The following is a 15210-nucleotide window of genomic DNA, read 5'->3' as shown; positions in this document are numbered from 1 at the left end:
CTTTTCCGCTCATCTTTTTCCTCATATTCGGAACGGGAGTTAGCACCTTGTCACCAGGTTGCTAAGACGTCATAGGGCCCTTCCCTCGGTCTTTCTCGATAAGCTTTGCCAAAAGTAATAGCAATAATTCAAATTATAAGGCTTTGAATTAAAGAATTCGCAAATAATCTCAAAAATTCCTGTCCTTTTTTATTAAACGCCCTTAAGGCCTCACTCCTACCCCAAAGGTCAAAAAACTTCCGGTCATAAAACCTTTCATCCCCAAGTCTCCTAGTTTGTAGTTGGGAAGTCCAAGTTCGTAGCCTGCAGAGGCCATGAGAACGAGGTCAAAAATTTTCCTACGGGTCATCGGAATTCCATATTCAATCAAAAATTCCGGTTTAAGCATCAATCCAGAGCTTCTGAGATAGCCGTCGAATTTGCGTTGCTCGAAAAGTTCAGGGAAATCAGGCTTTTCATTTTGAGCGAGGGTATATCTAAGATTTCCATACCCTAAACCTCCCATCATCCCCAAAGCGAAGTTATTATATTGGAAAAATTTCAAACCTCCATTTGCATAGATTCGCAAGCTATTCAAAGTATGATTTTGAAAGTTATTAGCAGAACCCACCATGGCTAGGTTGAAGACATCGAGCCCATAAAGTAGGCCTTCCGTCTCTCCCAAAATCCTCATCCCCCAATTAGAAGGGGTTCCGTTCAAAGGCTGATAATTATTCTCTTTCAGAATTTCATTCAGTTTATCAGGCTTATTGAAATGAATACCCCGAATCAGAGACAATGAGATTGTGGCATCTTTGTAGAAGAAATTATGTTCTGGCAAGGTAATTCCTGCACCAACACGGAAAAAAGCCCCCGCCTGTGCATTATCAAAAGCTATCCCATTCATTTTCCAACTACCCTCAAAAGGACTGAAAGAATACCCGCCTCTGGCTCTAATCTGAAGGCCCTCTTTTCTCCCGGGTATGTCAAAATCATAGCTCATCTGAAAACCAATCTCTGTCAGGAAATCTCCAAAATTCTGGGTTCCCTTTTGGATGTCGTTTTTCCTAAGGATAAAACCTTCTCTGGGATCCTGGAGGAACAGATTCAGGTCTTCACTCTGCTTTTCAGGAAGCATCTGAAAATTAATATAGCCCAAGCCGAGTGCCATATAGTGAATCAACTGAAACCTTCCCTCTTCGGTCATGGAGTAACCCACATTGAACATCGCTCTGGAGGTTCGATAACGGATTTCAAAATCATCCAATTCACTGGTTTTGCTTTGGTGCTGAGACACCTCAAATCCGAGGATAAAATCATTGATTCGGGTCTGGTATCCTAAACCATAGCTTCTGTAACGATTTGGGGTTTTGGAAAGCCCTCGGTCCTCCAGCAATTTGTTAAACTGGGTCAAGTTTGCTCCGGAAACGCCTGAGAAAAAATATAAAGTCGGTCTTTTTTGAATCAATCCTTGAGCGTGGGATTCAAAAGAAAAACTAAAAAGAAGAAAAAGAAAGAGTAAAGATTGCCTTGGGGTCATGAATTCGAAATCTACAACATAAAGAGATCAGCCGCTTCCAAGGCAAAATTAATGCTAAACCTCCCCGAACTCCTTTTCTTTTCCGTGAAGAAACTTGATAATTTTTTCATAAAGCTCTTCTGGGGAAAAGGGTTTGGGGATATAATCATTGAATCCAGCCCCTTCCAGTTCGGGTTTGACTTCATTAAGTGAAGCAGCTGTCAATGCTAAAATTGGTAGATTCCTCTTCTCTACCTGAGCATGATTTCGTATAGCTTTAGCCACTTCAAAACCATCCAATTCTGGCATTTGAAGATCCAAGAGTACTATGTCAAACTCTCCTTGGTTGAAGGATTCCAAGGCTTCTTTTCCATCACCTGTAATGACTAGGTTTCCTACATTCCACTTCGTAAGAAATTTTTTGATCAAAATCTGATTGACAGAATTATCCTCTGCGACAAGAATGGAAGATTGCCCAAGGGACTTGAAAGTGGCTTCTTTATATTGATCGAAATGAGACTTCTTCTCTTCAAGAAATTCAAATACCAAAGAAAATTCAAAGATGCTTCCACCTCCGGGTCTGGCTTTTACTTCTATTTCCCCTCCAAATAACTCCACAAGCCTTTTCACAATCGCAAGCCCGAGACCTGTTCCACCATATTTTCTGGAAGTAGAAGATGAAGCTTGGGTGAAGGCTTCAAATATTGATTTCCGCTTTTCCTCCGGTATTCCAATCCCAGAATCTTCAAACTGAAACTTAATCTCCACATTGTTCTGGTGGATAGACTCACAGGAAAGACCGACTTTAACCACACCTTTTTCAGTGAATTTGATGGCGTTGGACAATAAATTATTGACAACCTGCCCCAAACGTAGTGAATCTCCAATTAAAATCTGTGGAATTGACTCATCTACCAAAAGGCTCAATTTCAGACCTTTTTCCTTAGCAAGAAAACTATGAGAATGAATGGTTCTGTGAACCAGATTTCTGATTTCAAAATGAGCCATTTCAAGCTCTACTTTCCCTGAATCAATCTTGTTGAAATCCAAAATATCATTGATCAAAGCCATCAAATTCTCTGCTGAAAACTGAAGCGTTTTGAGATTTTCAAGCTGATCAGGTCGAGGATTTTCTTCCATTAGAAAATGAGCCAGACCGATCACCGCATTCATAGGAGTACGGATTTCGTGGCTCATCACCGACAAAAACTGCGATTTCACCTGAGAGGCTAGCTCTGCATTTTCTTTGGCAATCAAGAGTTCCTTTTGTGCCTCTTTTAGTTTGGAAATATCTCTGGCCACACCGGTATAGTACCTGTGAATTCCATCCTTGTCTTCAATCAGTTTTCCGTTAGAATTGAAAACTCGATATTCTCCATTTTTATGTCTGAGCCTAAATTCCAAGAATTGATTTTCTGCGAGGAAGTTTTGGTTTTCAGACAGCAATTGTTGAAATACACCGAGATCATCCAAATGAATGAAATCAAAAATACTCCGGCCCATTACCTCTTTGGAGTCATATCCCAAAAACTGCTTCACGTTTGGCGAAACATAATGCAATAGATATGCTTCGCTTAATGAGAAAATAATCTCGGTAGATTCCTCAACAAGTCTTCGGTATTTCTCCTCAGATTGGAGCAAGTCATTTTTCGCCTTATACTCCTCGTGGATATCCCGTACAATACTCAGGGCAAACTTCACCTTTCCATCCTCAAAAATAGGCCGAACGATGCGCTGGTAATATCTTCCATGGAGGAAGAATTGGGATTCTACCACCTCTCCGTCATGAAAGACCCGATCCAAAATTGCGTTAATTTGGGGATAGGGGGTCAGTTGAAGATCCTTCAAATACTTTCCTTCAAAATCTTCTCTTTTTAGACCCCATTTATCAAAATTTGTCCCTTCTGCCAACACGTATTTTCGATCCTCGTCCACCAAGAAAATGTTGGTATCCGGGATGTTTGAGGCCAGCATCCGATACTGATGATCTTTTGCAGATTTGACTTCTTCGAGACTTTTCCGATCGGAGATATCCTGAAAAATCCCTTCGTGGAGAATGACTTTTCCTGCAGGCCCCACCACATCTTTGGTTTTATCTTCCACCCAAACTAAGGTCCCGTCTGCTTTTTTGATTCGATACTCTCCTGAAAATGAAACTATATCATTCAGATCTTGATTGGATTTGGAACCTTGGATGATTTTTTCGACATCCTCCAGGTAAACTAAATCCAAAAAGGAAGCCCCATTGGCAATCAATTCATCGGCGGAATATCCGAACTGACTGATATTCTGAGAAATATAGCTCAACTTATAGTTATCCTGGGGATTCACCCGAAAAAGTACGGCCGGACTATTCTCCACAATATGCTGTGCTCTTTTTGCTAATTCTTCAGAGCGATATTTTTCTGCAAGTCCCCTAAAAATGAAAGAATAACCTATGTTTTCATTTATTTCTGAGTGGATAGATTGAATGGAGATTTCATAAGGTGATGTGGATACCTTCTTGGTGGACATCGTATGGATTTTCTTCCAAACTTTTCCGAATTCAAGACTTTTGACCACATAATTCAAATTTTCCCCATCTTCCCAATTTATTTCCAACAGCTCATCCAGCCTTCCTGAAAAAAACTTTTCATCCTCAAGTCCACACAACTGGAATGCTGCTTCATTGAGGTAAATGACCCCAAGATCCTTTCCCGTTACGATGATCGGATCTGCAACTTGGGCAAGTATTTGGGATTGAAGTTTTAGATAGTTCTCAGAGTTCTTCTTATGCGTGACATCCACGCAAAAGCCGTAAACTTCCACTCCCTTGGAAAAAACTTCTTTTCTGCCTTCAATTTCATAGCTGAAATACCGCACTTGACCAGATTCATCAGTCATGCTGAATTCTCCAGAAGTTCGGCAATGCTCAGAAGAAGATTTTTTTAGATTTTGGATAAAATCCTGCCGGGTTTCCTTGTCTAACTTATAAATTAGTGTAGAAAAATCCATGGTCCTCTCCTTTTCCCCCAAACCGAGAAGTTTGGAAAAGCCACCGGAGAAATAAAACAAATTTTTGAATTCGCTATACCTCCAAGAACCAGACAAAGCGAGCTGCTCAGTACTCACCAAAAGACTTTCATTTCTTTCCAGCTTGCGAGTCATAAGACTTGCCAGGTAAGCTCCTGCGAAAATATCCCCGAGCTGTTTGAGAATCTGAAGTTCCTTTTCTTCCAAATCAATTTTGGTGTTTAGGAATTCAAATTGAATGATCCCCATCAATCGGTCTTCATAAGCCATGGGGATAAAAATAAAGTGACTTGGATTTTCACTCTCTCTACCAAGTCCGAGTACATTCTTCAAGACCTTGACCTTGGCTTTTTCAAGATCTTTCCGAATTGAATTTACGAGAGAAAAATATTTTGGGCCCTCGGGAGCAGGGAAGGAATTTTTCTCTTCGTCCTCCCAAAAGCTGATTATCTCAAGCTCTTTTGTTTCCCGATTGATAATTGAAATCTTACCGTTTTTGGCTCCGAAAAATTTCCCAAACTTGGATAGGGAGAGATCAAACTGGTCTTCTAAATCTGAAAAATTTCCGTTGATCAATAAAGTTGAAACCTGGGTGATAAGGTTTTCAATTTCATATCGTTTGGAAAGAGATTTTCCGGTTTCTATAAATTCAGTAATATCTCTGGAGCTAAAAAGAATACCTTGAATCTGGGGGTGATCCAAGAGGTTTTTTGCAAAACTCTCCAAATAGACCCGTTCTCCATTTGATTTTTTCAGCCAAAAATCAATGGCAATTTCTTTTTTGGAATTGAGTGCATCTTTAAAATCCCCTTTGACCAATTCAATAATTCCTCGATCCACCAAATCATTGTAATTGCTGCCCAAGATATAATCAGGAGTAAACCCAAGCTTATTGGAAACTGATTCACTGATGTATTTATACCTACCCTTTTCATCCAAGATAGCGATCAAGTCATGCCCATTGCTGATGATACTCTGTAAATAGGCCAATTCTTCCATCTCTATATTTTGGTTGGAACTAGTTTCTCGGTTTGGATTTACTTTGATTCCTTTTGAAATCAAAAACCGGGAGGAATAAGAAGAAGGCAATGGAATAAAACTCCATTCATAGGACTCTTTACCTGAATTGAAATTTTCTAAGGGGATATGAATGACAGATTCAGGTATTTTTCCGGAATCGAAATATTCATTTAGCTCAGAGATTAGATCAGACTGCTTGAAAAAATCTTTCCATTTGTCTTTAGGGAGCTTAAAACTCTCCTGAAAAAATCTGTTAAAAAAAAGTATTTCAGTGGAATCCATCAAAAAGAGAGGTTCTTTCATTTCATTGAGAAAATCGGAAATATCAAATTGAAGGAATTGTTTCATAAATGGGTTTACAGTCTGATTTTTAGACAGGTGCTGCTAATTCAACACGCTAGTCTAAAAAGAAAATTTTAAAGGTAAATCTGATTACTAAAAAATTTTTAGAATATTTTTCTGTCAAATACAGATAAAATAGAACCTTGTTTTCCTAACCAAAGCTAAACATTCCTCGTGTTCTATATTCGAAAAACAACAATCTATTTACAAACTACATTTCTATGATTATTACCACCACAAACCAATTGGAAGGATATCGAATTGATCAATATTTGGGGATCGTGTCCGGAGAGACAATCATTGGCGCGAATGTTTTCAAAGATTTCTTTGCAAGCATCACTGATATCGTCGGAGGAAGATCCTCCGCTTATGAGCAGGTTTTGAGAGAAGCGAAAGCCACTGCCATGTCGGAAATGGAAATGCAAGCCAGACACTTTGGAGCCAACGCAGTGATCGGAATCGATCTGGACTACGAAACCATCCGAGACGGTATGCTCATGGTCACTACGAGTGGCACAGCAGTCAAAGTGACAAAACTATAAGCTAAAGTCCTGAGCAATCAGGACTTTTTTAGTTGCGTAATAATCTTTTGAATTGTGGCATGCTTGCAGAAATGATCACCGACAATGACCACTGGGGCTGTTTTACACATGTCAAGGCATTTGGTAGATATTAGCTTGCACTGTCCTTTGAATTCTCCATGCTTGAAATTTTCTTTCAATTCCTTTCGCAGAGCTTTGCCTCCGGATTTTTTACAATCCGAGCCAGAACAAACAAAAACCAATTTCCTTTTATGTTGCATTACATTCCATATATCCACTGCATCATCAATCCACTCAAATAAGCTCCATAAGTACCGACGGCATATCCCAATACGGCCAAGAGAACACCCACTGGAGCAAGTGAGGCATCAAACGCTGAAGCGACAATCGGGGCTGATGCAGCTCCTCCCACATTTGCCTGAGAGCCTACTGCAACGTAGAAAAACGGCGCCTTGATCAGCCAAGCTACCAAAGTCATGATCAGAATATGGAAAAACATCCAGCAGATTCCAATCAGGAAAAATACCGGATTATCGAGAATCGCTCCAAGATCCATTTGCATTCCAATGGTAGCAACCAAGACATAAAGTAGAACCGATCCCATTCGAGAGGCACCCGCTCCTTCCAGCTCTCTCATCTTTGTGAACGAAAAAATCAGACCTAAGGTCGTAGCGATTACCACAATCCAGAAAAACGAAGAGTTGAGAGAGTATTGATTTAGCTCAGGATAATTTTCCCCAAACCAAGGGGCAAGAAAATCTGAGGCAAAATGAGAAATCCCGGTGATTCCAAATCCAACTCCCAAAATCAACATGGTATCACCCAAGCTGGGAATTCGCATGATCCCCTCTCTAAACTTGGTAATCCTGTCTCGAAGTTCGATGATTGCTGAGGTGTCGGATTTTAGAAGTTTGTCCAGTTTTTCAGGTTTGGCAGCCCAATAAAGTAAAAATGCCATCCAAAGGTTTGCCACCAAAACGTCTACGGCAATCATTTGTCCAAATAGCACTGGGCTGGCACCAAATACTTCCAGCATGGCTGTCTGATTAGCTCCTCCTCCAATCCAGCTACCGGCAATTGTAGAAAGACCTCTCCAAAGTTCATCTGGTCCAGTACCCATGTAAATATCCGGAAAAAAGTATCCCACTGTGATTAAAGCTAAAGGCCCTCCAAGTACAATCCCTATTGATCCCGCCAAAAACATCGTCAAGGCTTTTGGGCCAAGCTTCAAAATCCCCTTCAAATCAATGCTGATAGTAAAAAGGACCAAAGATGCTGGCAAAAGATATCGGGATGCTACGAAATAAAGTTTTGAACTTTCACCGGAAATCCACCCCAACGAATTGAACACAGCAGGAATAAAATAACAAAGCAATACCGTGGGAACGTAGGTGTAAAACTTAACCCAAAAGGGATGCTTTGAGGCCGAGGTTGCAAATACAAAGGCCAAGGTCATCATTAAGAGACCAAATACTACTGCATCATTGGTAAAGAAAGGTGTAGAATCTTCCATTAAAATCTTATTTGAGGGCTACAACAATACCAAGAAAAGGTAAAAAATCCCAAGTCAATTCACTCGGAAGAAAGCAACCAAGTCAACTCACTCAGAATCATAGCAGTAGCCCCCCAGACCATTTCCCCATCTATTTCGAAATAAGGAGTATCCAATTTTAGACTTGGATGAATGTCCAGATTCTTTCTTTTCCGGATACCTAAATCCAATACCTGAGATACCTGGGCAGAAATTATTCGTTGCACTTCTTTTTCTTCAGGAGTCATTTCAGGAACCGACGTCACATAGCCTACCACAGGGCTGACCAAAAAATTACTAGTCGGTATATAGAGCTCAGTCATTTTCCCCAAGATGTTGATTTCATCTCGGCCTATTCCAATTTCTTCCTCAGCCTCCCGAAGAGCCGTCTGAATTACATTTAGGTCTTCAGGCTCCATTTTTCCGCCAGGCAAAGAAATCTGCCCACCATGTACCCCGGGATAATCCGGTCTTTTGATTAATGGGAAAAAAGTATTCCGAGAATCCGGATAAAAAAGCAGCAAGACACCGCTTTTTCGATGATGAGGAGGTAATTTGGGCTCAAATCGCCTCAAATCAATCGGCTGGGGCGCCATCAGCAAATGTGCCTCCTTCCCGGGAAGTGGTTCTTTTAATTTCTTTTCAAGGATAAAAATCAACTGATCAAAATCCATTATCAGGAGAGCTTGACAGACTTCAACTTTTGATCTAAATACGAGTCGGCTTGATAGTTTTCAGAAACCTTATCCAACCTAAACTGCCTAAAAATGTGATTTTCCACATCAATGATCCATGCCATAGGCGTATATCCCTCGTCTTCATGAAAATACCCCAATACCAAAAACTCCTGTGCATTCACCCACATACCATCTTCAAACATCCCTGAGGGCCCCATAAAAAGTAAGCGTTCTCTCATCCCATCTTCTTTAAACCATATCACCTCAGAATCTGGATTTAAAAAAGGCTGCTCCAGTCCTTCCTGAGCCTCAACTTTATAGAGATAAATATCCACAGTCCCTTTTCCCTCTGGATGGGGAAATTGATATGGGAAAAGAGGATCTGAGGGTAAAATAGGGTTGGCCTCTGGCATCTCCATGGGATTGATGGAATCAGTGAAAACCAATTGGAAATTTGAGGATGAAAATGATCCCACCGAAGAACCCCAGTGTTTTGCCCAAGCCTGATTCTTGCTTAGGCCTATCTCGATTAAATTTTGATAATAGGAGATCTCCTTTGAATAGGATTCCCCATCTGAGAGGTTGGTTTCCTTTTCTGATTCATTACTACCACAAGCCCAAACACTTAGGACCATCAGAAGAAAAATCGAGTTCTTTAAAAAGCTTTTCATGGGTTACTGTTGAATAGGAAAGCTAAAAAATTTTGAATTTCGATACATGAATACACAGGAATAAAAATAAAAAAGGCCGGAATATAACTCCGACCTTTTCCTGCTCTCAAACCTATTAAACCTATTGTAGATATTCAATTCATGAATACACTCGAAAAGTAGAAAATGTTTTCATTCTGTCCAAACAATCGATTGCGAAAAATTTTCAAAATTTTATTCTGTGGCAAAAAACCAAGCCTAATTCTCAGATTATCAAGGAATTTATTTCTAAAAATATTTCCTAAAAACCCCAAAATCCCCCATTTTCCTACCTGATACCAAATTTTCGATGCCAAAAAGAGCCCTACCTCTCGCAAATAAGATTTTTGAAGGATTTAATACCTATATCCAAACATTTCACACCTATACCCGCTTGGCCCCTCTCTATTTTGCTCAAAGAAACTGGCCAGCTATGCAGCTCAATCACCGACAGAGATTGAGGTTATACAAAGATTTATTATTTCAATTGTCTGATGTGTTTAGGGAAATGTTGGGAGAAGATAGCCGCAACAGAGAAATCTGGAAACTGATTAGGCAAGAATATCAGGAAATGATCGCCGATAGACCGGATGTAGAACTAGCCGAGACCTTTTTCAATTCGGTTTTTAGAAAAGCCTTCCCGGAAAATCCCCTTGATGAGGAACTCATGTATGTCATGGAAGGCTATAATTCCTGTGAAATCAGAGAAAACTCTGATATTCTGCTCACCTACCCTGCTTCGATGGGGCTGAGCAAAATCATCCGTCAAATTTTAGATGATTTTGATTTTGGAGCTGAATTCATGGACAAGGAACAGGATATCCAGTTTTTGATCAAAAGTGTAAAAGAGGTGATCCTAACCAGATACAGAGTTGAGATCGGCACCAAAACCCAGCTTTTGAAACCAGTCTTTTATCGGAATAAAGCAGCTTACCTGATTGGAAGGACCTTCGTCGGTAAAAAATGGATGCCTTTCATTATTCCCATCCTAAATGGTCCAAAAGGGATTTACGTTGATACCCTGATCTTTGACCCGCATTTGATGAGTCACTTATTCAGCTTTACGAGGTCTTATTTCATGGTGGAAACCGCGGTTCCGTCCCATATTGTCGGTTTTCTACTTTCGGTCATTCCTCACAAAAAGACTCACGAGCTTTACAATGCCATTGGGTTCAACAAACATGGCAAAACTCTTTTTTATAGGGATTTTCTCCACCATCTGGAAACAAGCGATGACAAGTTTGAAGTAGCTCCCGGTATCAAAGGCATGGTAATGACAGTGTTTACTTTGCCCTCTCTGAATATTGTATTCAAGCTGATCAAAGACCATTTTGAACCTCCAAAGAATATGACTCGACAGGAGGTCCGGGAGAAATACAAACTGGTTTCCTTACATGACCGTGTGGGCAGAATGGCTGACACGCACGAGTTTGAGTATTTCAAAATACCCCTCTCAAGAGTAAGCGATGACCTTCTCAAGGAACTTCGAAACACTACCAATTCCCTTTTAACCATAAAGGATAACTACCTGATCATAAAACATCTATACACCGAGAGGAAAATGATTCCCTTAAATATATTTCTGGAGTCTTGTAGCTCTGAGGATGGCAAAAGAGCGGTCGAGGATTATGGCAGAGCTATTCTTCAGCTAGCTCAAGCGAATATTTTCCCAGGTGATATGATGACCAAAAACTTTGGACTCACCCGCCAAAAACGAGTCATTTTTTACGACTATGACGAAATTGAATTCTTGGTGGACATGAATTTCAGGGTCAAACCAAAGCCGGAAACCTACGAGCAGATTTATGCTTCAGAACCTTGGTATGAAATCAAAAAGAATGATGTTTTCCCTGAAGATTTCAAAAGATGGATGATCGGGAGATCAGACCTTAAACCCCATTTTCTGGAATATCACCGAGACTTATTTGATCCATTTCATTGGAAATCCCTGCAGGAAAGAATCTCAAAAGGTGAACTCATCCATGCCTTTCCCTATCCAGACGAAATCCGGTTCCGACCTGGAGAACCTAACTAAGAAGCGAACTTTTATTTCATTCTTAGTATTACAAAGAGTATTTTTGGCCGCACGGGTTATCTCCAGATTCCCTACAACCCATGATATCAGAAGCCTCTCCTATAGTGATCACCAAGCCCAAAAAAATCATCCTGCATACCCCAGATGACGATGCGAGGCCGGTGTATATCTCTGGAAATTTCAACAATTGGCATACCCAGGATTTCAGATTTAAAATGAAAAAGCTGGAGCCCGGGAAATATGAATTCACTTTTCCGGAAGGTGATGAATTTAAGGGTGAGTTGATCTACAAGTTTACCAAAGGAGATTGGTCAGAGGTTGAAATCGACAAATTCGGAAACCGAACTCCAAATAGGCACTGGAACGATGACAAGGAGGTCAAAATCGAAAAAGTAGCCAAATGGAGAAAAAATTGGTTGCCTCACAGACCCTCGCAGCTTCCCCAAATCCACCTGATTTCAGAGGAATTCGAAATTCCTCAGTTGAATAAAAAGCGAAAAATATGGGCGCTTTTACCCCATGATTATGAGACCAGTACGGAGCATTATCCTGTATTGTATCTTCAAGATGCTCAAAACCTATTCAATGAAAATGCCGAATTCGGAAATTGGCAGATCGACAAAAAGCTGGCGGTAATGTCAGATTATGGCATAGGTAAAATTATTATTATTGCCGTTGAGCATGCCGAATCTGAAAGAATTCAGGAATACAATGTCGGAAATACCCTTTTAGGCAAAGGACATGGAAAACAATACATTCGGTTTGTCGTCGATACTTTAAAACCTTTTGTGGACAAAACGTTTCGAACCAAATCAGACCGGGATTTTACAGGAATCGGTGGAAGTTCGATGGGTGGCTTGGTCAGTATTTTCTCTGGATTAATGTACCCTGAAGTGTTTGGAAAGCTCATGATTTTCTCTCCTTCCCTTTGGGTAATCCCAAAAATAAAACTGGGTTTTCTGGACTTTTTTGAGCCCCAGGAGACCCGGATTTACCTCTATGCCGGAGGGGATGAGAGTGAGACCATGGTAGATCATGTTCTCAAATTCAGAAAAAGACTGCTCAAAAGAGAAAGTCTCCAGGGTAAAATGAAAGTTCGGCTTTCCATCAATGAACATGGAAAACACAATGAATCCTATTGGAGCGATGAGTTCCCTAAAGCCATAGAATGGCTCTTTTTTAGTGATAAACCGGAGTAAAATCCCATATCTTTCCCCATGCAATTCAAAACAAACCCCAAAAATCTCTCTGAATCAGGATTGAGAGTTATTCCTGTTTTCAAGAATTTGAGAGACGAAATTCTGACTCAGAAAATCGGCAACATCAAACTTTCCTCCAGTCTTTTTTCAGGCGAGAAGGACAGTCACTATTTTTTCCAATCTGAAAAGCAACTGGTACTACTCTTGGGACTTGGTGAGAATCCAACTTACAAGGAATTGGAAACCAGTTTCCGAAGAATTCTTTCCAAGCACTCAAGCCTGATTGAAAAAGAGATTTTACTTGATTTCCCTCAAGAATTATCCCCAGAACAAGTCGAGCCAACAATTGTGGGCTTCATTTTGGGTGGATATTCCATAGGCTTTTACAAAAAAAATCAGCCTAGAGATTATGGAAAGCTGAAAGTAGGGGTATTAACCTCTTTGGAAAAATCTAAAAGCCTAATCGAAAGGGCTGAAAAAATCGCTTCTGCAAAAATCGAAGCCTTCAAACTGGTAGATCTTCCACCCAATAAAATCACACCCTCCAATCTTGCCGATTGGGCCAAGAATCTGGACAAAAAAGGATTGCTTCACACTAAAGTATTTGACGTAAAAAAAGCCAAATCTGAGGGACTGGAAGCTTTTTTAGCAGTGGGAAGAGGTTCCGCGAAAGAACCGAAATTCATCATTTTGGAGTACCGAAGTGCTAATCCGAAATTCCATCTAGGATTAGTGGGCAAAGGTGTGACCTTTGATACCGGCGGTCTAAATATCAAAACTCAGGGCATGCACCACATGAAATCAGACATGGGCGGTGCAGCAGCGGTCTTGGCGACTACTCAGCTGATCGCGGACCTTAAGTTACCCATCAACTTGACAGCTATAGTTCCGGCAGTGGAAAACGCCATCGACAAGGACGCCTATCTTCCCTCAGAAGTAATCGGTAGTCATGCTGGCTTGAGTATTGAAGTTGTAGATACTGATGCCGAGGGTAGATTGATTTTAGCAGACGGACTCTCCTATTTGGTAAAAAACTATAATCCAGATCAGGTGATTGATCTCGCTACCCTGACGGGAAGCAGCATCGGAACCTTCGGATACGAATGTGCGGCTTTGTTCTCGAATGAAGGGGATTTGTCCCATGGCCTTCAAAAAGCAGGTGAAGAAGTCGGTGAAAAATCCTGGCCTCTTCCATTATGGGATTCCTATGCCAAGGAAATGGACTCTGAGATTGCAGACATCAAAAACTATCATGGGAAACCTTTTGCCGGAGCAATCACTGCTGCCAAATTCCTTCAGGCCTTTACCCATGAGCATCCAGCCTGGGCCCATTTAGACATTGCTGGAGTGGCATTTTCCGATTCAGAATTTTCAAAAACCAAAACAGGGACAGCGTATGGTGTAAGTTTATTGCTTAAGTTTATTGAAAACCAGCTTTAAACTTATGGAAACAAGCAAGACTTTTCTTTGTATTTCAAACTATTTCAAAGGCAATGCATTTTTAACTTCTCTGAAGAAGCAAGGTAATCGGGTTTTTTTGGTCACCACTGAGCAGCTAAAAGACAAACCTTGGGCTTTTGAGCACATTGATGAGATTTTTTATATGCCCGGCCAAGATCTGGATTGGGATATGGACCTTTTACTCAAGGGAGTAAGTGGCTTGATGAAAGATCATAAAATCGAAACCATTATTGCTTTGGATGATTATGATGTGGAGAAAGCTGCATTTCTAAGAGAAAACCTAAGAATCCCCGGAATGGGACAGACAACCGGGAGATATTTCCGGGACAAGCTAGCCATGCGCATGCGTGCTAAAGACGCGGGAATACGTGTTCCGGCTTTTTCCTCTTTGTTTAATAACGAGGACATCAACAATTTTGCAGACACAGTCTCCCCTCCTTGGGTGCTCAAACCCAGATCTGAAGCCTCAGCTCATGGAATCATTAAAGTGCATGATAAAGCTTCCCTTTGGCAAAAGATCGACGAACTTGGTGAAAACCGAATCTACTATCTGGTGGAGCAATTTAAACCCGGGGATGTCTTCCATGCAGATGGATTGCAATTGGATGGGAAAAATATATTTCTGACTGTCTCCAGGTATTTGGCCACCCCCATGGAAATCTCACAAGGCGGTGGAATCTTCCGCTCTGCAAACGTGAAATATAATTCTGCAGATGACAAAGCCATCAAGAAGGTCAATGAGCAAATTATGAAAGCTTTCGGCCTGAAAAATGGAGCCTCACATACGGAATTTATCAAAGGAAAGGAAGACGGAGAAATCTACTTTCTCGAAACAGCCTCACGGGTCGGTGGCGCGCATTTGGCAGAAATGGTTGAGGCTGCCACGGATATAAATCTTTGGACCGAATGGGCCAAAATAGAAGATGCAGTCACAAAAGGAAAAAAGTATGAACTTCCCAAAGTGGCAAAAAACTACGCTGGTATTGTCCTGACCCTTTCGAAATACGAGCACCCGGATTTAAGCAGTTTTGATGATCCGGAGATATGCTTTCGAGTTCCATTAGACTATCATGCAGGATTGATTGTCAAATCTCCCAAAGCCGAACGAGTGCTTGAATTGCTGGATCACTACGCTGACCGCTTTGTGAAGGAGCTTTCCACCAGTGCGGAGGCCCCTGAAGTAAAGAAGTTTCATTGACCCAAA

General features: G+C 40.9%; 11 protein-coding genes and 1 riboswitch. Of the genes, 5 read left to right on the top strand and 6 right to left on the bottom strand.

What is annotated here, in order from left to right:
* Positions 1 to 6: 6 nt before the first annotated feature.
* Positions 7 to 105: riboswitch (SAM riboswitch) on the bottom strand.
* 97 nt (positions 106 to 202) lie between these two features.
* Together G458_RS0108375 and G458_RS0108370 are read right to left on the bottom strand one after the other, a co-directional pair.
* A complete protein-coding gene (locus G458_RS0108375; RefSeq protein WP_026951506.1) occupies positions 203 to 1519 on the bottom strand; it encodes a hypothetical protein in 1317 nt (438 codons plus the stop codon).
* Between the two features lie 54 nt (positions 1520 to 1573).
* On the bottom strand, positions 1574 to 5878 hold the full coding sequence (locus G458_RS0108370; RefSeq protein ID WP_026951505.1) for a PAS domain S-box protein: 4305 nt from the start codon (positions 5876 to 5878) through the stop codon (positions 1574 to 1576).
* A 215-nt stretch (positions 5879 to 6093) separates the two neighbouring features.
* Between G458_RS0108370 and G458_RS0108365 the strand changes: the two genes are divergently transcribed.
* Positions 6094 to 6414: a YbjQ family protein gene (locus tag G458_RS0108365; RefSeq protein ID WP_026951504.1), complete on the top strand. Its 321-nt coding sequence runs from the start codon at positions 6094 to 6096 to the stop codon at positions 6412 to 6414.
* 17 nt (positions 6415 to 6431) lie between these two features.
* Here G458_RS0108365 and G458_RS0108360 read toward each other — a convergent pair whose 3' ends face one another.
* The 4 genes from G458_RS0108360 to G458_RS0108345 are packed head-to-tail and all read right to left on the bottom strand — an operon-like array spanning position 6432 to position 9293.
* Complete coding sequence (locus G458_RS0108360; protein ID WP_026951503.1) at positions 6432 to 6674, bottom strand: (2Fe-2S) ferredoxin domain-containing protein; 243 nt, start codon at positions 6672 to 6674, stop codon at positions 6432 to 6434.
* Positions 6674 to 7927 (bottom strand): DUF819 family protein, encoded by a 1254-nt coding sequence (locus G458_RS0108355; RefSeq protein WP_026951502.1) that lies wholly within the window; start codon positions 7925 to 7927, stop codon positions 6674 to 6676. The genes G458_RS0108360 and G458_RS0108355 overlap by 1 nt, the downstream gene beginning before the upstream one ends.
* 59 nt (positions 7928 to 7986) lie before the next feature.
* On the bottom strand, positions 7987 to 8619 hold the full coding sequence (locus G458_RS0108350; protein WP_026951501.1) for an NUDIX hydrolase: 633 nt from the start codon (positions 8617 to 8619) through the stop codon (positions 7987 to 7989).
* A gap of 2 nt (positions 8620 to 8621) precedes the next feature.
* Positions 8622 to 9293: a hypothetical protein gene (locus G458_RS0108345; protein ID WP_026951500.1), complete on the bottom strand. Its 672-nt coding sequence runs from the start codon at positions 9291 to 9293 to the stop codon at positions 8622 to 8624.
* Positions 9294 to 9621: 328 nt separating this feature from the next.
* On the opposite strand from G458_RS0108345, the gene aceK reads away from it, so the two are divergent.
* The 4 genes from aceK (at position 9622) to G458_RS0108320 (ending at position 15204) form a co-directional block, all read left to right on the top strand.
* Complete coding sequence (gene aceK / locus G458_RS0108335; RefSeq protein WP_026951498.1) at positions 9622 to 11346, top strand: bifunctional isocitrate dehydrogenase kinase/phosphatase; 1725 nt, start codon at positions 9622 to 9624, stop codon at positions 11344 to 11346.
* Between the two features lie 80 nt (positions 11347 to 11426).
* Positions 11427 to 12545 carry an alpha/beta hydrolase gene (locus G458_RS0108330; RefSeq protein WP_051287145.1) on the top strand — a complete coding sequence of 373 codons (1119 nt, stop codon included), beginning with the start codon at positions 11427 to 11429 and terminating at the stop codon, positions 12543 to 12545.
* A gap of 18 nt (positions 12546 to 12563) precedes the next feature.
* Positions 12564 to 13985, top strand: coding sequence for a leucyl aminopeptidase family protein (locus tag G458_RS0108325; RefSeq protein ID WP_026951496.1), 1422 nt, complete (start codon positions 12564 to 12566; stop codon positions 13983 to 13985).
* 4 nt (positions 13986 to 13989) lie between these two features.
* Positions 13990 to 15204 carry an ATP-grasp domain-containing protein gene (locus G458_RS0108320; protein WP_026951495.1) on the top strand — a complete coding sequence of 405 codons (1215 nt, stop codon included), beginning with the start codon at positions 13990 to 13992 and terminating at the stop codon, positions 15202 to 15204.
* The last annotated feature ends 6 nt before the right edge of the window (positions 15205 to 15210 follow it).

Source organism: Algoriphagus mannitolivorans DSM 15301, assembly GCF_000429425.1.
GTDB classification, from domain to species: domain Bacteria; phylum Bacteroidota; class Bacteroidia; order Cytophagales; family Cyclobacteriaceae; genus Algoriphagus; species Algoriphagus mannitolivorans.
Note: the sequence above shows the minus strand (reverse complement) of the source record. Positions and strands in the feature narration are given on the sequence as shown.

What these genes read in the sequence shown, in the direction of transcription:
- G458_RS0108350 (WP_026951501.1), bottom strand. Translation starts at nt 8,619, where the DNA reads ATGGATTTTGATCAGTTGATTTTTATCCTTGAAAAGAAATTAAAAGAA.
- G458_RS0108330 (WP_051287145.1), top strand. Translation starts at nt 11,427, where the DNA reads ATGATATCAGAAGCCTCTCCTATAGTGATCACCAAGCCCAAAAAAATC.
- G458_RS0108325 (WP_026951496.1), top strand. Translation starts at nt 12,564, where the DNA reads ATGCAATTCAAAACAAACCCCAAAAATCTCTCTGAATCAGGATTGAGA.
- G458_RS0108365 (WP_026951504.1), top strand. Translation starts at nt 6,094, where the DNA reads ATGATTATTACCACCACAAACCAATTGGAAGGATATCGAATTGATCAA.
- G458_RS0108345 (WP_026951500.1), bottom strand. Translation starts at nt 9,293, where the DNA reads ATGAAAAGCTTTTTAAAGAACTCGATTTTTCTTCTGATGGTCCTAAGT.
- G458_RS0108370 (WP_026951505.1), bottom strand. Translation starts at nt 5,878, where the DNA reads ATGAAACAATTCCTTCAATTTGATATTTCCGATTTTCTCAATGAAATG.
- G458_RS0108320 (WP_026951495.1), top strand. Translation starts at nt 13,990, where the DNA reads ATGGAAACAAGCAAGACTTTTCTTTGTATTTCAAACTATTTCAAAGGC.
- G458_RS0108375 (WP_026951506.1), bottom strand. Translation starts at nt 1,519, where the DNA reads ATGACCCCAAGGCAATCTTTACTCTTTCTTTTTCTTCTTTTTAGTTTT.
- G458_RS0108360 (WP_026951503.1), bottom strand. Translation starts at nt 6,674, where the DNA reads ATGCAACATAAAAGGAAATTGGTTTTTGTTTGTTCTGGCTCGGATTGT.
- aceK (WP_026951498.1), top strand. Translation starts at nt 9,622, where the DNA reads ATGCCAAAAAGAGCCCTACCTCTCGCAAATAAGATTTTTGAAGGATTT.
- G458_RS0108355 (WP_026951502.1), bottom strand. Translation starts at nt 7,927, where the DNA reads ATGGAAGATTCTACACCTTTCTTTACCAATGATGCAGTAGTATTTGGT.